The 18346-nt window shown below is 71.4% G+C and carries 16 protein-coding genes; 12 read left to right on the forward strand and 4 right to left on the reverse strand.

Features of this window, described 5'->3' with window-relative positions; all coding sequences use genetic code 11:
- Positions 1-107: 107 nt before the first annotated feature.
- The 3 genes from ACJX2R_RS41040 to ACJX2R_RS41050 all read left to right on the forward strand — a co-directional run bounded on the left by ACJX2R_RS41040 (position 108) and on the right by ACJX2R_RS41050 (position 4020).
- The gene (locus ACJX2R_RS41040; RefSeq protein WP_262704177.1) at positions 108-968 is read left to right on the forward strand and encodes a glycoside hydrolase family 16 protein; all 861 of its coding nucleotides are present in this window, start codon (positions 108-110) and stop codon (positions 966-968) included.
- A 437-nt stretch (positions 969-1405) separates the two neighbouring features.
- Entirely contained in the window at positions 1406-2833 is a 1428-nt protein-coding gene (locus tag ACJX2R_RS41045; protein ID WP_413106074.1) for an MFS transporter, read from the forward strand.
- Complete coding sequence (locus ACJX2R_RS41050; protein WP_413104199.1) at positions 2830-4020, forward strand: FAD-dependent monooxygenase; 1191 nt, start codon at positions 2830-2832, stop codon at positions 4018-4020. The genes ACJX2R_RS41045 and ACJX2R_RS41050 overlap by 4 nt, the downstream gene beginning before the upstream one ends.
- 39 nt (positions 4021-4059) lie before the next feature.
- Here ACJX2R_RS41050 and ACJX2R_RS41055 read toward each other — a convergent pair whose 3' ends face one another.
- From ACJX2R_RS41055 to ACJX2R_RS41065, 3 genes are read right to left on the reverse strand one after another with little or no spacing between them, the layout of a single operon-like run.
- Positions 4060-4752 (reverse strand): response regulator, encoded by a 693-nt coding sequence (locus ACJX2R_RS41055; RefSeq protein ID WP_413104200.1) that lies wholly within the window; start codon positions 4750-4752, stop codon positions 4060-4062.
- Positions 4749-6086, reverse strand: coding sequence for a sensor histidine kinase (locus ACJX2R_RS41060; protein WP_413104201.1), 1338 nt, complete (start codon positions 6084-6086; stop codon positions 4749-4751). The genes ACJX2R_RS41055 and ACJX2R_RS41060 overlap by 4 nt, the downstream gene beginning before the upstream one ends.
- 7 nt (positions 6087-6093) lie before the next feature.
- A complete protein-coding gene (locus tag ACJX2R_RS41065) occupies positions 6094-8436 on the reverse strand; it encodes an MMPL family transporter (protein WP_413104202.1) in 2343 nt (780 codons plus the stop codon).
- Positions 8437-8673: 237 nt separating this feature from the next.
- Here ACJX2R_RS41065 and ACJX2R_RS41070 point away from each other — a divergent pair, with 237 nt between their 5' ends.
- The 5 genes from ACJX2R_RS41070 to ACJX2R_RS41090 all read left to right on the forward strand — a co-directional run bounded on the left by ACJX2R_RS41070 (position 8674) and on the right by ACJX2R_RS41090 (position 14146).
- Positions 8674-9990 (forward strand): amidase, encoded by a 1317-nt coding sequence (locus ACJX2R_RS41070; RefSeq protein ID WP_413104203.1) that lies wholly within the window; start codon positions 8674-8676, stop codon positions 9988-9990.
- A 36-nt stretch (positions 9991-10026) separates the two neighbouring features.
- Positions 10027-10335 (forward strand): hypothetical protein, encoded by a 309-nt coding sequence (locus ACJX2R_RS41075; RefSeq protein WP_044581063.1) that lies wholly within the window; start codon positions 10027-10029, stop codon positions 10333-10335.
- 36 nt (positions 10336-10371) lie between these two features.
- Complete coding sequence (locus tag ACJX2R_RS41080) at positions 10372-10827, forward strand: peroxiredoxin (protein ID WP_262704184.1); 456 nt, start codon at positions 10372-10374, stop codon at positions 10825-10827.
- Between the two features lie 200 nt (positions 10828-11027).
- Positions 11028-12146, forward strand: a complete 1119-nt coding sequence (locus ACJX2R_RS41085; RefSeq protein ID WP_413104204.1) for a rhamnogalacturonan acetylesterase — start codon at positions 11028-11030, stop codon at positions 12144-12146.
- Positions 12143-14146 carry a DUF2264 domain-containing protein gene (locus ACJX2R_RS41090; protein WP_413104205.1) on the forward strand — a complete coding sequence of 668 codons (2004 nt, stop codon included), beginning with the start codon at positions 12143-12145 and terminating at the stop codon, positions 14144-14146. The genes ACJX2R_RS41085 and ACJX2R_RS41090 overlap by 4 nt, the downstream gene beginning before the upstream one ends.
- A gap of 14 nt (positions 14147-14160) precedes the next feature.
- On the opposite strand, the gene ACJX2R_RS41095 is transcribed toward ACJX2R_RS41090, so the two are convergent.
- On the reverse strand, positions 14161-15009 hold the full coding sequence (locus ACJX2R_RS41095) for an IclR family transcriptional regulator (protein WP_413104206.1): 849 nt from the start codon (positions 15007-15009) through the stop codon (positions 14161-14163).
- Between the two features lie 246 nt (positions 15010-15255).
- On the opposite strand from ACJX2R_RS41095, the gene ACJX2R_RS41100 reads away from it, so the two are divergent.
- Genes ACJX2R_RS41100 through ACJX2R_RS41115 form a run of 4 tightly spaced genes read left to right on the forward strand, consistent with a single transcriptional unit; the run spans position 15256 to position 18275 of the window.
- The gene (locus ACJX2R_RS41100) at positions 15256-16065 is read left to right on the forward strand and encodes a transporter substrate-binding domain-containing protein (RefSeq protein ID WP_413104207.1); all 810 of its coding nucleotides are present in this window, start codon (positions 15256-15258) and stop codon (positions 16063-16065) included.
- A gap of 49 nt (positions 16066-16114) precedes the next feature.
- Positions 16115-16855: an amino acid ABC transporter permease gene (locus ACJX2R_RS41105; RefSeq protein ID WP_413104208.1), complete on the forward strand. Its 741-nt coding sequence runs from the start codon at positions 16115-16117 to the stop codon at positions 16853-16855.
- The gene (locus tag ACJX2R_RS41110; protein WP_413104209.1) at positions 16855-17505 is read left to right on the forward strand and encodes an amino acid ABC transporter permease; all 651 of its coding nucleotides are present in this window, start codon (positions 16855-16857) and stop codon (positions 17503-17505) included. The genes ACJX2R_RS41105 and ACJX2R_RS41110 overlap by 1 nt, the downstream gene beginning before the upstream one ends.
- A complete protein-coding gene (locus ACJX2R_RS41115; RefSeq protein ID WP_413104210.1) occupies positions 17505-18275 on the forward strand; it encodes an amino acid ABC transporter ATP-binding protein in 771 nt (256 codons plus the stop codon). Before ACJX2R_RS41110 ends, ACJX2R_RS41115 begins: the two co-directional genes overlap by 1 nt.
- The last annotated feature ends 71 nt before the right edge of the window (positions 18276-18346 follow it).

Raw genomic sequence — 18346 nt, forward strand, 5'->3', positions numbered from 1 at the left:
AGCCCAGCCCTCTCGGACCCCGGCTCCCCACCGCCGGACACATACCTTCCCCCACCGGACCGGCACCCACCGGTCCCATCCCCCACACAGGAAGGCACCACCGTTCCATGAGAAGTACGTTGCGAAACACCGTGATCGGTCTGCTCTCCGCGACCGCACTCGCCGCCACCCCCTGGCTCACCGCTCCGGCCACCGCCACCACGGAGACCCCCAAGACCAAGGCCGCCGCGGCCGAATTCACCGACAACTTCGACGGTGCGGCGGGCAGCGCGGTCGACGGCTCCAAGTGGGGTCTGGAGACCGGCGACAACGTCAACAACCACGAGCGGCAGTACTACACCGACGGCAACAAGAACGCGGCGCTGGACGGCAACGGCAACCTCGTCATCACCGCCCGCAAGGAGAACCCGGGCAACTACAACTGCTGGTACGGCCAGTGTGAGTACACCTCCGCCCGCCTCAACACCTCCCAGAAGTTCACCACGGCCTCCGGCCATGTCGAGGCCCGGATGAAGCTGCCGCAGGGCCAGGGCATGTGGCCCGCCTTCTGGATGCTCGGCAACGACATCGGCAGCGCGGGCTGGCCCAACTGCGGTGAGATAGACATCATGGAGAACGTGGGCTTCGAGCCCAGCACCGTCCACGGCACCATCCACGGCCCCGGCTACTCCGGCTCGGGCGGCATCGGCGCCGGCTACACCCTGCCCAACGGCGGCAAGTTCTCCGACGGCTTCCACACCTTCGCCATCGACTGGTCGCCGAACAAGATCACCTGGTCCGTCGACGGCAACGTCTACCAGACCCGCACGCCCTCGGACCTCAACGGCAACCGCTGGGTCTTCGATCACCCCTTCTACATCATCCTCAACCTGGCCGTCGGCGGTTACTGGCCCGGCGACCCGGACGGCAGCACCTCCTTCCCGCAGCAGCTCGTCGTCGACTACGTCAAGGTGACGGGCGGCAGCTGACACCTGCTGCCGATGTGGAAGCCCGCTGAGCGGTGTTCTCGCCGGTGTCATCAGCAGGGGCGGACCGCCTCCGAGACCGCCGCGACGAGGGCTTCCACATCGGCACCCCACGGCACACGGCATCCACAGCGCCGTGATCCAGCGGACGCCGCCGACGTCCATGAACCTAGGCCCACCCTTCAGCGGCGACCCGACGGGTTCGTCCAGCCGCGGCAGCCCGTCGTCGAGGCCCGCCCTGTAGTGCGCAGGCACCAGGGCATGTGCGTGGCTGGTCCGGGTGCACCAGGGGAAGACGGCGGCCGGGGACGATGCCCCGTCGGGGCGACAAAGGGGAGTGTTGGGGGCGCGTCAATCCGCGTATCGCGCGGACGACAAGCAGGTTCACGCACCTGCTCGCGCCCAGCGATCAACTCGCAACCAACGATGAAAAGGACGCCATGTCCCAAGCTGTGGTTTCCCCGTCCCCGTCCCCGCCCCCATCCCGGTCCCCGGTCCGCATCGGGAGGCTGTCGATCGGTGCCCTCGGCATCCTGGCGCTCGCCCTCGGCACCCTTCAGACAGTGGTGGATCCCGCGCTCCCGCTGCTGCAACGTGAGCTGGGGGTCAGCTCCGGCGAAGGGGCACTGGTCTCCAACGCGGTGCTCATCACCGGCGCCGCCGTCGCACCCGTCGCGGGCAAACTCGGCGACCGCTACGGCGGAAAGCGGGTGCTGGTCCGGCTGATGGCCGTGGTCTCGGCCGGTGGTCTGCTGGCCGGCCTGGCGCCGAACCTGCCGGTGCTGTTGCTCGGTCAGGTATTGCAGGGCGCCATGGTGGGTGCGCTGCCCCTTTCCTTCATCCTGGTGCGCAAGCACCTCCCGGCGGGGGAGTCACAGCTGGGGATGGGTGTGGTCATGGCGCTGTTCACGGGCGGCGGCATGGTGGGAACGCTGACTGCCGGGCCGATCGCCGAAGGACTTTCCTGGCATTGGATGTTCGCGCTGCCGACGATCGCGATCATCGCGATGACGTTGGTCGTGGCTCGGCTGATGCCGCATGATCCGCCGATCGCATCGGAGTACAGGTTCGACTGGCCGGGCGTGGTCCTGCTGAGCGGCACACTGCTCGCGTTCATGCTCGGGCTCGTGCGGGTGACGGGCGACGACGGTCTGCCGCCACTCGCGGTCGGGGCCCTCGCGGTGGTCGTGGCCGCCCTCGCGACCGGATGGGTCGTCGTCGAGCGCCGGGCGGCCTCGCCGATGGTCGACCTAAGCATGCTGGCAAGGCCCGCGATGTGGCATGCGTGCATGCTCACCATCGTCATAACCACCAGTTTCGGCATGGTGAGCTTTCTGCTCCCACAGCTGTTCGGGGTACCGGGCGACGGGTACGGCTTCGGAGCCAGCACCACCGACATCGGACTGTTCCTGCTCCCCGGCGCCATCGCCGGGGCGGTGAGCGATTCGGTCGGCGGGATCACGGCGCGGCGTTTCGGCCTGCGTGCCGTGGTCGGCGTGGGCGCCGTCGTCACGGCGGCCACGATGATCGGCCTGATGTCGCTGCACACCGCGGAATGGCAGCTCGTCCTCGCGAAGGCGCTGGCCGCGATGGCCGCGGGCGTCGGTACCACGGCGTTGCTCACCAGGGCTGCCGGCGCCGTCGAGACCAAGGACACCGGCATCGCCACCAGTGTGCTCGTGGTGACACGCGTGATCGGCATCGCCCTGGGTGTCCAGATCGCCGCCGCGATCCTCGACGCGGGGGCCGACTCGACGACGGGCCTGCCCGCCGAATCGGCCTTCGTCACGGGGTTCGCCGTCGCCGGCCTCGTTGCCGCGCTGTCACTGCTCGTCGTCCGTATCACGAAGAAGGAAGCTCAGGCATGACACCCACCGGCACAGTCCTGATCTCCGGGGCCAGTATCTCCGGCCCCGCGCTGGCGTACTGGCTGCACCGGTCCGGATTCGCCGTCACAGTGGTGGAGAAGGCAGGCGCGCTGCGCGACGGTGGCTACCCGATCGACATCCGCGGTACCGCGACGGAGGTGGTCCGGCGGATGGGGATACTGCCGCGGCTGCGGGACGCGCACATCGACTCGCGTCGCTGCACCTTCCTCAACGCCGACGGCAGTGAAGTGGCCTCGGTCGACGCGCACGCCGTGGCCGGCAGTGTCGAGGGACGGGATCTCGAGGTGCGCCGCGGCGATCTGGCCGCGATCCTCTACGGAGAAGTCCGCGACGACGTGGAATTCCTGTTCAACGACTCCATCGACACCCTCGACCAGTCCGGACAAGGCGTCGACGTCACCTTCCACAGTGGGCGACGGCGCACGTTCGACCTGGTGGTCGGCGCCGACGGTATGCACTCACACACCCGGGAGTCCCTGTTCGGCCCCGAGGAACGGTTCCACCGCTACCTCGGCTACTGCTTCGCCATATTCACCATGCCGAACACCTTCGGGCTCTCCCATGAGGTCATGATGTGGAACACCCCGGGGAAAGCCGCGGCTCTCTACGCCGTCGGGGACCACGACGAGCTGCACGCCTTCCTGACCTTTCACCAACCGGAGCCGCCGTTCGACGCCCTCCGGAACCCCGACGCCCAGCGGGACCTGGTCGCCACGGTCTTCGCGGACGCGGGATGGGAGGTCCCCGGCATGGTGGGCGCCATGCGCGACGCGGATGACCTGTTCTTCGACACCGCCGGTCAGATCCGCATGCCCCACTGGTCCAGCGGGCGTGTCGGGCTCGTCGGCGACGCCGCGTACGCACCCTCGTTCCTCACCGGACAAGGCTCGAGCCTCGCGCTGGTCGGTGCCTACATGCTCGCGGGCGCCCTGGCCACGAACCGGGACCACACCGCGGCCTTCGCCGCCTACGAACGCGACGTCCGCGAGTTCGTCGCCATGAATCAGGCGCTGGTCGACAACGGCGCGGCCACGCTCTTCCCCACCACGGCGCGGGCCCTGGAGCAACGCAACACCATGCTGCGCGGGCTCGTCACCATGCCCTCCGCGACACCACGACCGGCCCACTCAGCCCTTACGCTGCCCGAATTCGCCCCGATGCGGTGACCTGACACACGGTCGAGGCGCGGCGGTGCGGGCGAGACGTCATGACGGGCGGTCCGTGCCGCCGTCGGGGGCGGCGTGGGCCAAACCGGTCTGGTAGGCGATGACGACGAGTTGCGCCCGGTCGCGGGCCTCCAGCTTCGTCATGGCGCGCTGAACGTGGGCGCGGACGGTGAAGGGGCTGAGGAACATCTGCTCGGCGATCTCCTGGTTGGACAGCCCGGTCGCGACCAGGGCCACCATCTCCCGTTCCCGCGGGGTGAGCACGGCAAGCCGTTCGGGGCGGTGCTGCGGGGTGTGGTCCGGTGTGGCCAGGAAACGGGCCACCAAGGAGCGGGTGGCGGCGGGGGACAGCAGAGTGTCGCCGGCGGCGATCGTACGCACGGCGTCCAGCAGGTCCTCGGCCCCGATGCCCTTGCCGATGAAGCCGCCGGCCCCCGCCCGCAGCGCCTGGGCGACGTACTCGTCGGTCTCGTACGTGGTGAGGATCAGGATGCGGCTGGCCCGCAGTTCCGGGTCCGCGCAGATCTCCGACGTGGCGGTGAGACCGTCCACCTCGGGCATGCGGATGTCCATGATCACCACGTCCGGGCGCAGCTCCCGGGTGAGTCTCACCGCCTCCCTGCCGTCGGCGGCCTCGCCGACCACGGTGATGTCGTCGGCGCTGTCGAGGAGCATCCGGAAGGCACCGCGCAGCAGGGCCTGATCGTCGGCGAGCAGCACCCGGAGCGTCATGGCGCACCCCCGGCCTCTCCATCGCTGATGGCCGCTGCCCCGTCAGCCCTCCGCGCCGTGTCCTTGGCGGGCGGGAGGGGCAGTTGGGCGGAGACGAGGAAGCCGCCCTCCGGGCGTCTGCCCGCGGAGAGGTGTCCCCCGACCGCGGTGGCACGTTCACGCATCCCGATCAGGCCGTAACCGGACGGACGGTCCGGGGCCGTGGAAGCGTTCGGGCCCGTGGCCGCGCCACGCCCCGCGGACGCGCCACGTCCCCCGGACGCACCCCGTCCCGTGGCCGCGGTCGGCGCTGTACGGGCGCCAACTCCGTCGTCGGCGACGGTGATGGTCACGCGATCGCGGCTCCAGGCGAGGCGCACCCGGGCGCTACCGGTACCGGCGTGCTTGGTCACGTTGGTCAGGGCCTCCTGGACGATGCGGTAGGCGGTGAGGTCCACTCCCGGCGGCAGCGGCCTGGCCGTGCCCTCCTGGTGCACCGACACCTCCAGACCCGCGCGGCGGAAGGACTCGAGGAGCGTGGGGAGCCGGGTGAGGCCGGGCGCCGGTTCGGCGGGCCCGGCCGCGTCCCCGGACTGACGCAGCAGACCGACCGTGGCCCGCAGTTCGTCGAGCGCGTGGCCGGTGGTCTCGATGAGCTCGTTCAGGCTCTTGCGGGTCTGCTCCGGGCGGGCGTCGAAGAGGTGGGCGGCGACCGAGGCCTGCGCGTTGGCCAGGGTGATCTGATGGGCCACGAGGTCGTGCAGTTCCCGGGCGATGCGCACCCGTTCCTCGGCCACCCTCCGGCGCGCCTCGCTCTCCCGGCTCTTCTCGGCCCGCTGGGCCCGTTCCTCCACGGCCGCCAGATAGGCCCGCCGGTTCTGCACCGAGTTCCCGAGTACGGCGGCCACCAGCGGGAACGCCGCCACCGCTCCCACTCTGCTCGCGTCCTTCCACGACAGGGCCCCGAACAAGGGGGTGGACGCGACCAGCAGCGCCGCCGAGGTGAGCGACACCGCGCTCGCCGCGTGCCGTTCGGTGCGCACGGTGAGCGAGTAGGCGGTGATCACGGCGGGGGCCACGATGAGCGGGCTCAGCAGGAGGCCCAGGGGCGGCACCAGCATGCCGCTCGCGGTCGTGACCGCCATGGCGGCCAGGGGCGCCCGGTGCCGCACCGGCAGCACGGCACAGGACACCACGGCGATGAAGTAGGCGGCGGCGGGTGGGGGCGACAGCGTGCTGCCGTCCTCCCGCACCACGCCGCCGAGGAGGCAGAGCACGAACGCCGTCGCCGTGATCGCTCCCTCCCGCCACCACGTGCCGCGTGGTCGCGGGCCACCGCCACCCGTGTTCGTCATGGCCGGCTCAGTGCCGGTGCCGGCCGGCGGGGAGCCGCGGCACCGCCGCGTCCGCCACGGTCGCGTCCGCCACCGCCGCGTCAATCACGGTCGCGTCCGCCACCGCCGCGGAGGCCGGGACACGCCTGCTCAGTTTCTCACCCTCGATATCCACGTTCGGCAGCACACGGTTCAGGATAGGGGGCAGCCACCAGGCCCGGTGGCCGAGCAGTGCCAGGACCGCGGGTGCGATCGCCATCCGGACCACGAAGGCGTCGAAGGCGACGGCGGCGGCCAGGCCGACGCCCATCGTCTGGATGGTCGGGCTGCTCATTCCGATGAATCCGGCGAACACGCTGACCATGATGATCGCCGCCGCGGCCACCACACGTCCGCTGTGCCGGAAACCGCCCACGATCGCCTCGCCGGGGGACGCGCCATGGACGTAGGCCTCCCGCATCCGGGTGAGGAGGAAGACCTCGTAGTCCATGGCGAGGCCGAACACGATCCCGATGATGAGAATCGGCATCAGTGACATGACCGGTCCGGTCTGCTCGATGCCGACCAGGTCCGCCGCCCAGCCCCACTGGAAGACGGCGACGAGGACGCCGAAGGCGGCACCCACCGACAGCAGGAAGCCGAGCGCGGCCTTGACCGGGACCAGGACCGAGCGGAAGACCACCATCAGCAGGAGCACCGCCAGGCCGATGACCACGGTCAGATACGGGATGAGGGCGTCGGACATGGCCTCGGAGATGTCGATGTTCATCGCGGTGGTGCCGGTCACCAGGATGACGGCGCCCGTGTCGGCCTCGACGCCGGAGACTGCCCCCCGGATCGCGTGCACCAAGTCCTTGGTCTCGCCGCTGTTCGGCGCGGTCCGCGGGACGGCGGTGAGGACGGCCGTGTCCTTGGTCCGGCTGAGCACCGGATCACCGACCGACTCGACCCCGTCCAGTCCCCGTACGGTCTTGACGACCTGGTTCGCGGTGGCCCGGGTGTCCCCGGACCCCGATGTGTCCACGACCACGGTCAACGGGCCGTTGAAGCCGGGGCCGAAGCCTTCCGACAGCAGGTCATAGGCACGGCGCTGGGTGGTCTCCACCGACTTGGACTCGTCTCCGGGCAGCCCGAGTTCGAGGCTCAGCGCCGGGAGGGCGACGGCGCCGAGACCGAGCCCGGCGATCAGCAGCACGGCCACCGGTCGGCGCAGCACGAACCGCGCCCAGCGGGTGCCCATGCCCTTCGCCGGAGTTGCCGCGATGGGCTGCCGGTCGGCCGCGGGATTGCCGTGGCTGGGCGCGAAGTTCCCCGGGCCCCTTCGGGGCGCCCCCGCGGCCCTGCGGGCGGCGCGGGACAGCACCCGGCGGCCGAAGAAGCCGAACAGCGCGGGAACCAGGGTCAGTGCGACGAGTACGGCAAGGGCCACGGCGCCCGCGCCGCCCATGCCCATCTTGGTGAGTTCGGGGATTCCGACGACCCCCAGCCCGACCAGGGCGATGAAGACGGTCGCACCTGCGAAGACGACGGCCGATCCGGCCGTGCCCACCGCCCGTCCGGCGGCCTCCTCCGGCTCGCTGCCCTGGGCGCGCTCGTCGCGGAAGCGGGAGGTGATGAAGAGTGCGTAGTCGATGCCGACCGCCAGCCCCAGCATCAGGGCCAGGATGGCGACGGTGGACGTCAGACCCAGCGGAACGGCGAGCGCGGATACCAGGCCGAAGGCGATGGCCACACCCACCAGGGCGGTCAGCAGCGACAATCCGGCTGCGACCAGCGACCCGAGGGCGAGGACCAGCACCACCGCCGCCACCGCCACGCCGATGATCTCCGTCGTACCGCCCGGTTCCTCCTCCGAGTCCAGGGCCGAGCCGCCGATCTCCACGGTCAGCCCCGCGCCCCGGGCCTGGTTCGCGGCGTCCTCCAGGGCACTCTTCGTCGGCTCGGTCAGGTCGACGGCGTCCGCGCCGTAGGTGATCGTGGAGTAGGCGATGGTGCCGTCCTCGCTGACGGCGCCGGTCTCATAGGGGTCGGTGGCCGACGCGACCTGATCGCCCCCGTCGCCCCCGTCCAGCGAGCCCAGCGCGTCCTCGACGGCCGCCTTGTTCTCCCTGGCCGTCACCCGCTGCCCGTCCGGGGCCCGGAACACCAAACGGGCCTCGGCACCCTGGGAGTTGCTCTGGGGGAAGCGCTCGTCCAGCAGGTCGAACGCCTTCTGCGACTCGGTGCCGGGCATGGAGATGTCCTCCTCCTTCCCCTCCGGCGCCATGGCCGCGGCCGCGACGGCAAGCACCAGGGCCCCCAGCCACAGACCGCCCACGAGCCGGCGCCGCCGGAAGGCCCACCGTCCGATCCGGTAAAGAAATGTCGCCACCTGTTGATCACTCCAGACACCGCTAGGCAAGGGGAACGCGCGGGATTTCACGCGCCTCCAACACTTCCCTCCGGCGCCCCGACGGGGCATCGTCCCCCGCCGCCGTCTTCCCCTGGTGCACCCGGACCAGCCACGCATATGCCCTGGTGCCTGCGCACTACAGCCGGGCCGGGGCCGGGTCGGCTGGATCGGCTCGCCGGCCCGTACGGGGGCGCGGTGGCCGCGTAGCCTCGGTTCATGGACACCTCTTGCGCCGGTGCGGCCGCGCGGACCTGTGACCGGATCGAGGCCGGGGACGGGGAGATCCAGGCCTTCGTGCCCGAGCCCGGACGGTGGGAGCGGCTGGGGCGTGAGGCGCGGGTGGCCGATGAGCGGTGGGGGGAGGCGGACGGGCGGCCGCCGCTGTACGGGGTCATGGTGGGGGTGAAGGACATCGTGCGTGTCGAGGGGCTGCCCACGCGTGCCGGGTCGGACGTTCCCGCCGAGGTGCTGGCCGGGCCGGAGGCGTCGCTCGTCGGACGGCTGCGGGAGGCGGGGGCGCTGGTGGTGGGCAAGACCGTCACCGCCGAGTTCGCCGTGACCGCCCCCGGGCCCACCCGCAATCCGCACCATCTCGACCACACCCCGGGCGGCTCCAGCAGTGGTTCGGCGGCGGCCGTGGCGGCGGGGATGGTGCCGCTGGCGGTCGGGACCCAGACGATCGGTTCGATGATCCGCCCGGCGGCCTACTGCGGGGTCGTCGGCTTCAAACCGACCCACGGGCGCGTCCCCTCCGACGGTGTGATCCCCAACGCCCCGACCTTCGACACCGTGGGCCTCTTCGCCCCCGACGTGGCGACCCTCGCCCCGGCGGCGGCCGTGCTGTGCGACGGATGGCGGCCGTCCGGCGAGGGCGGGGAGACCTCCCGTGAGGGCGGGGAGGCGTCCGGCGAGGGCTGGGCGGCGGCTGGTCGGCGGCCGGTGCTCGGCGTTCCGCTCGGGCCGTACCTCGATCGCGCCGACGCCGAGGCCAGGAGCTCCTTCGAGGAGCGGGCGGGGCGGTTGGAGGCCGCCGGGTTCACGGTCCGCCACGTGCCCTTTCCGGACGACTTCGAACGGGTGGTGGCGGAGCAGCGGGTGATCAACCGTTATGAGCTGGCGCGGAGCCACGCCGTATGGTTTCCGCGCCACGGCGGGCGGTACCGCGAGCAGACCGTCGAGGCGATCCGGGAGGGGCAGCGGATGAGCCACGACGCGTACGCCGCGGCCCTGCGCGCCCGTGCCGAGTTCCGCGAGCGGCTGGTGGCCGCCATGGACCGGGACGGCATCGATCTGTGGATCACTCCGGCGGCCACGGGCCCCGCGCCGTACGGACTGAAGAGCACCGGCGACTCCGTGATGAGCCTCCCCTGGAGCTACGCGGGAACCCCCGCCCTGGCGCTGCCCGCGGGCCGGGCGGCCAATTCCCTTCCGCTGGGCGTGCAGTGCGTGGCCCGGCCGGGAGCGGACGAGCGGCTGCTGGAGTGGGCCCCCGATGTGGAGTCGGTCCTCGTTGGGACGTCCGCACCCGTATGATGGGTATCCACTCCCGTGTACGGAGTTAGGGACGAGATGAGTGCCACATGGTGGCTTATGCAAGGTGAGGCCGCAGTCGGCGAGTTACGCCAGTACGGGGTCGACCAGCCGGTTTTTCTGTGTCACTTCACGCCGGGCCCGGCATGGGAAACGGTCCGGGCGCAGTTCGAGGCGTGGTCCGCGCTGCGCGGGCAGGATCCCGACGGAAGCCGTACCGCCCAGGTCATCCGGTCCATCATGGACCTCGGGCTGCGGCTGGTCCCCACGGACGACAGCCCGTCGATGGCGCTGTTCACCGAATGCATCCTGCGCATCGACGGCCACACCGCCCGGTTGCGCTACTGATGCTCCGCCGGGCGCGTCGGCCGGTAGCGTGCCCCCATGGACATCGGTGATGTGGTCGAGGACTTCGAACTGCCGGATGAGAGCGGCACCGTCCGTTCGCTCAGCGGGCTGCTGGCGGACGGCCCGGTGGTGCTGTTCTTCTATCCGGCGGCCTTCACCCCCGGCTGTACCAAACAGGCCTGCCACTTCCGGGACATCGCGGCGGAGTTCAGGGAGCTCGGCGCCCAGCCGGTCGGGGTCAGCGCCGATTCGGTCGAGAAGCAGGCGGAGTTCGCCCATGCGTACTCCTTCGGCTATCCGCTGCTGTCGGATCCGGAGGGGACCGTGCGGGAGCGGTTCGGGGTGAAGCGCGGGATCGCGGCGGTGCCGACCAAACGGGTCACCTTCGTGATCGATACCGATCGCAAGGTGCTGGAGATCGTCAAGAGCGAGTTCCGGATGGGCGTGCACGCGGACCGGGCGCTCGATGCCCTGCGGGGCAGGAACGGGTAAGCCGCGTAGGACCGTCCGCGTCCGGCGGAAAACACTTGCGGGGGCCGCCTCTTGGGCGGCCCCCGCTGACGTTTGCGCCCTCTAGCAAGCGCTTGCCGACACGGCGTATGGTCAGGCGGCCGACCGTAGCTTCCCCCGCCATCGGCGAACTTCCATCGCCGAACCCCTATCGCCGAATTGAGCCGAGCCGAGGAGCCTCCATGAGACGCGCCGGTACCGCACTGCTGGCCGCCACCGCCTGCCTCGCCGCCTTGCCGGTGGCCCCGGCCTGGGCCGGGGCCACCGGGCCCGACGAAAGCCCAGCCACGGCCACGGCCACGGCCGCAGTCGTCCCGCAGTGCACCGGCACCGCGCCCATCGTCTGCCATGCCGATGTCCCGCCGGGGACGTACGACGTGACGGCGGTCCTCGGTGGCGCCCTGGCGGGCAGTACCGGTGTCACGGCCGAGTCGCGGCGGACGATGCTCGCCACCACGCCGACCGCCGCCGGGCAGCGGCTCATCCGCTCCTTCACCGTGAACGTACGGGAGCCGGAGGGCGAGCCCACCGGGCCCAGCGGAAGCCCCGGGCTCGACCTCGCCTTCGGCGGTGACGCGCCGCGCCTCGCCGGTCTGAAGGTCAGCGAGGTCACCCAAGTCACCAAGGCCGGCGAGGTCACCGAAGCCGCCCCCGGCCGCCGCCACCAGCTCTTCCTCGCCGGGGACTCCACCGTGTGCGACCAGCTCACCGCCCCGTACACCGGGTGGGGCCAGCAGCTGCCGCAGTTCTTCCGGCGCGGGCTGTCGGTCGCCAACTACGCGGACTCCGGCGAGAGTTCGGGCTCGTTCCTCGCCGACCCCCGGCTCTTCGCCACCATGCGCCCGCTGATCCGCCCGGGAGACACCGTCCTCGTCCAGTTCGCCCACAACGACAAGCAGACGACCGCCGCCGACTACCGCGCCAACCTCGGCGCGCTGCTCGACGGCGTACGGGCGCGCGGCGGCAAGCCGGTACTGGTCACCCCCATCGTGCGCCGCTGGTTCAACGACGACGGCACTCTCGACAACGCCACCGCCCTGCACATCAACGGCCTCGGGGTGAACCTCCCCGCCGAGATGCGCGCGCTGGCCGCCGAGCGGGGCGTACCGCTCATCGATCTGACCGCGCTCACCAAGCGGCTCGTGGAGGGACTCGGCCCCGAGGGGTCCAAGCGGCTGTACCTCTACGACGAGGCCCGCGACAACACCCACACCTCCGCCCACGGCGCCACCGCGTTCGCGCGGCTGGTGCTCGGCGAGCTGCGTGCCCAGCGCCTCGTCCCCGCGGGGGTGCTCCGATGACCGGCCTCGCACCCCACCTCGCGCCGCACCTCATGCCAAGCCTCGCACCGCACCTCGCGCTGCCCCCGGAGGACCGCGACCTCAGCCCCCGTACCGGCTGGACCCGCGCCCACTGGGAGGCCGCCGCCGACGGACTGCTCGCCGCCGTCGCCCCGTACGCGACCCCCGGCGGCGCCCTCTACCCGCTCCCCGGCGACCGGCCGAGCTGGTCGGGCCCCCGCTCCGACGGGCTGGAAGGCTTCGCCCGGACGTTTCTGCTGGCCGCCTTCCGCGTCGCGGGCGCACGCGGCGCCGATCCCGGCGGACTGCTGGAGCGGTACGCGGACGGGCTTGCCACCGGCACCGCACGCCTCGGCACCGCACGCCTCGGCACCACACACCCCGGCACCACACACCCCGGCGGCGACGGACCCGAGGACTGGCCCCGGATCACCGACCGCGGCCAGCCGCTGGTCGAGTCCGCCTCCATCGCGCTCGGGCTCCGGCTCACCCGCCCCTGGCTGTGGGACCGGCTCGACGACGGCGTCCGGGAGCGGGTGGGAGCCTGGCTGGTGGACGCGCTCACCGCCGAACCCGTGGCCAGCAACTGGGAGCTGTTCCCCGTCGCCGTCGGCGGCTTCCTCGCCGAGGCGGGCATCGAACCGGAGGCCGCCCGCGCCGCCGTGGCGCGCGGGCTGGAGCGCATCGAGCCCTGGTACACCGGCGACGGCTGGTACAGCGACGGCGCGGGCCGCGCCTTCGACTACTACAACGGCTGGGCCCTGCACCTGTATCCGGCGCTCGAGGCATGGCTGTCCCAGGACGGCGAGCGGCTCATCCGCTACGGGCGGCGGCTGGCCACCCATCTCGCCGACTACGCCCACCTCTTCGGCGCCGACGGCGCCCCGCTGTACCAGGGCCGCTCCCTGACGTACCGCTTCGCCGCCGCCGCGCCCCTGTGGCTCGGCGCCCTCACCGGCCACACCCCGCTCGCCCCCGGAACCACCCGCCGCCTCGCCTCCGGCGCCCTGCGCCACTTCCTCGACCGGGGCGCGACGACGGACCGGGGGCTGCTCTCTCTCGGCTGGTACGGCCCCTGCGACGGCGTCGTCCAGCCCTACTCCGGCCCCGCCTCGCCGTACTGGGCCGCCAAGGGCTTCCTGGGGCTGCTGCTCCCGGCCGACCACGAGGTCTGGACGGCGCGCGAGGAGCCGGGGCCCGCCGAGCGCGCGGACGCCACCCGCGCCGTCCCCGGCCCCAACTGGCTGCTCCAGTCCACCGCGAGCGACGGTCTGGTGCGGCTCCACAACCACGGCAGCGAACATCTCCCGCCGCCCGGCGACCCCGACCAGGACGACCCCCACTACGCCCGCCTCGCCTACTCCACGGCCACCGGCCCCTTCCCGTACGGCGTCGCCCCCGACAACCACTTCGGCCTGGTCCACGGCGGCCGGATCTCCCTGCGCACCGCGCTGGAGCCGCTGGGCGCGGGCGACGGCTGGGCGGCCTCGCGCCATCGGGCGCGGCTGGTGGGGGAGGGGCCGGAGGAGGGCGAGGAGGCGTGCGTCACCTCGCTGGTGCTGGTGCGCGGCGCCGTGGAGGTCCGGATCCACCTGGTGACCGGCGCCGCGCCGGGCCGGGCCGTCCGCCAGACCGGCTGGGCGGTCGCGGATCCCCCGGCGGCGGAGGAGGGGCCGCGGTCCGAACTGCTGCCGCTCCACGGCCTGATGAGGGACGGCGCCCTGCCCGCCGCCCCCACGGCCTTCGCCCGGCGCGCCGTCTCACCCGCGCTGGCCGGGGAGACGACGGGCCGCTCCGGGGGCGACCTCTTCCTCTGCCTCGCCCGCCTCACGGCCGACCCCGCCGCGCCCCCGCTGGCCGGCCTGGTCCGCACCGCCGCGGGCCCGGCGGACGACGGGACCCATCTGGTGACGGTCAGCTGGTGGGACGGCGAGGTGCGGCGGGCGCGAGTGGGCCGCCGCGCGGTCACCGTCGGTGGTCTGGCCGAGAACGCCGGTTGACGATAAACGTCAAGCTATGAGGCGGGGGCGGGCGGCAACGTCCCGCCCAGACGCCCGGACAGGGCCTTGGTGGAGGCGAGGAGGAGCTCCCCGATCTCGGCGACGCGGCCCCGGGTGACGCGGGAGGCGGGACCGGAGACGCTGATCGCCGTGGCGACCGCCCCGCTGTGGTCGAAGACCGGCGCGGCGACGCAGCGGATCTCCTCCTCGTTCTCCACGTCGTCGATCGCGTACCCCCGCTCCCGGACGGCCGTCAGTTCGGCGTGCAGTCGCTCGGCGGTGGTGATGGTGGCCGGGGTGCGGGGTGGCATGCCCCGCGCTATCACCTGTTCCACCACGGCGGCGGAGGAGTGGGCGAGGAACGCCTTGCCGACGGCGGTGCAATACGCGGGCTGGCGGCTGCCGATGCGTGAATGCATGCGCACCGGCTGGGGGCTTTCGACCTTGTCGATATAAACGATCTCCGGTGGATCGAAGACCACCAAGTGGACCGTCTCCCCTATGCTTTCGACGAGTTCGTGCAGATGCGGGGCAGCGGCTTCACGGAAGTCCAGCCGCTCCAAATAGACTTGGCCGAGGAAGGCATTCTGAGGGCCCAGTCGATAGCGCCCGTTCTCGGCGTCCTGATCCACCAGGCGCACTTCCCGCAGCGGTGCCAGCAGCCGCAGTACGGTGCTCTTGCTCAGGCCCAGGCCCTTCGCCAGGTCGGTGAGGGTCGGCCCACGCGGATGCCCGCCGTCCTCGGCCAGGAACATCACGATGGACAGGGCGCGGCGCAGCGACGACGAGGTGTTGCGCCCAGGTCCGGACCCGGCGGGCCGGTCGTCCTGGTCGCCGTGAGCGGTGTCCGGCCGAGAAGTCATGCCGGGACGGTAGCCGACCTCGATGATTTTGCATAGCAGCATCGGATGCCAGAATTCGAAATCAACCATTGACGGCCTTGACCGGCTCGGTTAGCTTGTGCGCACCCATTACGGAATTCGATTCTGCATTGCAGAATCCCCGGAGCCCGACGGTCATCGCCGATCGCGGCCTCGATGATCTGCCCCGCTCTTTTCACCCCCGATTGGAGTCCCGCCGTGGGACGACGACGCCTTCATGCCCGCAAAATGGCCGCGATCTCCGTGAGCGCTCTCGCCGCCACCTCTCTGCTCGCCGCCTGCTCCTCCAGCCAGAGCTCGGCCACCCGGGCGCAGAACTCCACCCTCCAGAAGGTGACCCGCGGCGGCACGCTGCGGGTGGCCAGCTGTCTGACGTTCCCGCCCTTCGGCTCGACGGACAAGGCCAACAAGCCCCAGGGCTTCGACGTCGATGTCGCCAAGGCCATGGCCAAGGCGCTGGGCGTCAAGGCGAAGATCGTCGACACCACCTCCGCCAACCGCATCCCCAATCTGCGCACGCACAAGGTGGACGCCGTGATCTGCAACTTCACCACCACGGCCGAGCGTGCGAAGCAGGTCGCCTTCAGTGATCCGTACATCGTCGCCGGCGAGGTGCTGATGGTGAAGAAGTCCAGCGACATATCCGGCATAAAGGATCTTTCGGGTAAGAAGGTGGCGGTCACCAAGGGCTCCACCAACGGCGCTGCGGTGAAGGAGGGCAACCCGAAGGCGCAGATCCAGGAGTACGACACTTCGGCGGCGGCAGTGCTCGCGGTCAAGCAGGGCCAGGCCGACGCCATGGTCGAGGACTCCAACTTCCTCAACTCCCAGGCCAAGGCCGACCCCGCCCTCAAGGTCACCAAGGAATCGGTCGTACCGCTGGAGTACAACGCGATCGGGGTGAGCCAGGGCGACCCCGACTGGTCGCAGTGGATCAACACCTGGCTGCGGGAGTTCAACACCTCCGGCCAGAGCGCGGCCCTCTACAAGAAGTGGTTCGGCGTCAAGCCCGTCTACCCGCTCAACCCGTCCTACTGAGCCCTGCCGGGCGGCGGCACCCCGGCCGCCGCCCCCGTGGAGGAACCCCATGTTCGCCGACTGGACCTACGCCCTCCAGGACTGGCCCACCTACCTCGGAGCGGCCTGGCTCTCCCTGAAGCTGTCCCTCGCCGCCTTCGTCCTCGCTTGTTCCCTCGGGCTGCTGGGCGCCCTGGCCCGTCGGTCCCGCCACGCCCTCGTCCGTGCCCCGGCCGCTGTGTACGTCGAGGTCATCCGCAACACCCCGGTGCTGCTCCAGATGTTCGTCGCCTACTTCGCCCTGCCCTCGGCCGGGCTGCGGCTCAGCCCCGTACAGGCGGGCATCGCGGCGCTCGGCGTCAACGTCGGCGCGTACCTCACCGAGATTTTCCGGGCCGGCATCCAGGCCGTCCCGCGCGGCCAGAGCGAGGCCTCCCGCGTGCTGGCCCTCAGCCCCTTCCGGACCTTCCTGCACGTCGTGCTCCCGCAGGCGCTGCGCAACGTCTATCCGGCCGTGATCAACCAACTCGTCCAGATCATCCTGGGCTCGTCGCTGCTGTCGGCAATCTCCGTCCCCGAACTCACCGGCACCGCCATGGTGATCAACGCCCGCAACCTGCTCACCATCCAGGTGTTCGGCATCGCCGCCGTGCTCTACCTGGTGCTCACCAACCTGGTCGTGCTGGTGGCCGAGCTGATCGGCCGCGCGGCCTTCAAGCCGCCGCTGCGCCCGATCCGCGCCCGTCAGTCGGTCCTGGCAGGCCTGCGGACCGCGGTCCGCCGCCTCGTCCTGATGCGCAAGGAGGCGTGATGGACTGGTCCGTCCTGTGGTCCAACCGGGATCTGTACGGCTCCGGGCTGTGGTCCACCGTCGAGCTCTCCGTCGCGGCCATCGCCGCCTGTACTCTGCTCGGCCTGGTCATCGCGGCGATCCGCACCAGCCGCATCCCGGTCCTGGCCCAGCTCGCCCGCTGCTACCTGGAGGTCTTCCGGGGCACCCCGCTGCTGGTGCAGATGCTCTTCATCTACTTCGGCGCCGCCTACCTGGGCATCGGGAACATCTCCGTCTTCGGCGCCGCCCTTCTCGCGCTCACCCTCTTCCAGGGCGCCTACGTCGCGGAGATCTTCCGCTCCGGCATTGAGGCCGTCCCGCGCGGCCAGTGGGAGGCGGCGCGGGTCCTGGGCCTGACCCGCGTCCAGACCTTCGGGTCGGTCATCCTGCCCCAGACCCGGGCCATCGTGCTGCCCCCGCTGGTGGGGCAGTACCTCTCGCTCGTCAAGGACACCTCGATCGCCGTCGTCATCGGCTACGCCGAACTCCTCCGCGAGGGCCAGGCCATCGTGGACCGGGACGGCCACCCGGGCATGGCGTACCTGGCCATCGCCGTCCTGTACTTCGTCATCTGTTCCCCGCTGTCGGTCGTCGTCCGGCGCATGGAGAGAAAGGCCGTGACCGCCTGATGATCACCAAGTCCCCCATGGAGCGGACCCCCGCCACCACCGCCCAAGTCGCCCTGTCAGGCGTGCACAAGCGCTTCGGCGATCTGGAGGTCCTCAAGGGCGTCGACATCGACGTCGGTGCGGGCGAGGTCGTGGTGCTCATCGGAGCCAGCGGCTCCGGCAAGAGCACTCTGCTGCGCATCATGTGCGACCTGGAACGCGCCGACCGCGGAGAGGTCTGGGTCAACGGTGTGCCTCTGCACGACCGCAAGCGCGCACCCGAGATCTTCGGCCACGTCGGCATGGTCTTCCAGCAGTTCAACCTGTTCCCGCACCGCACGGCGCTGGGCAATGTGACCCTCGCGCTGCGCAAGGTGCGGAAGACCGGCCGCAAGGAGGCCGACGAGCGCGGCCGGGAGGCGCTGGCCCGGGTCGGGCTGGCCGACAAGGCGGACGCCTACCCGGCCCAGCTGTCCGGTGGCCAGCAACAGCGGGTGGCGATCGCCCGCGCGCTGGCCATGGACCCCGCCATCATGTTCTTCGACGAACCCACCTCGGCCCTCGACCCGGAGTTGGTGGGCGAGGTCACCGGGGTTATGCGGTCCCTGGCCGACGAGGGCATGACCATGGTGGTCGTCACTCACGAGATGCGGTTCGCCCGCGACACCGCCGACCGCGTGGTCTTCATGGACGGCGGTGTCGTACTCGAACAGGGCACGCCCCAGCGGGTCTTCGGCAGCCCAGCCGAGGCCCGCACCCAGCAGTTCCTGCACCGCGTCCTGGACACCTGACGCCTGACACCTACCCCGGGCCCGCCTGATGCCGGGCCCGCCGGGCCGTGGTTGAGTGGCGTGGGTGCCAC

This window comes from Streptomyces sp. Inha503 (assembly GCF_047215865.1).
GTDB classification, from domain to species: Bacteria; Actinomycetota; Actinomycetes; order Streptomycetales; family Streptomycetaceae; genus Streptomyces; species Streptomyces lycopersici.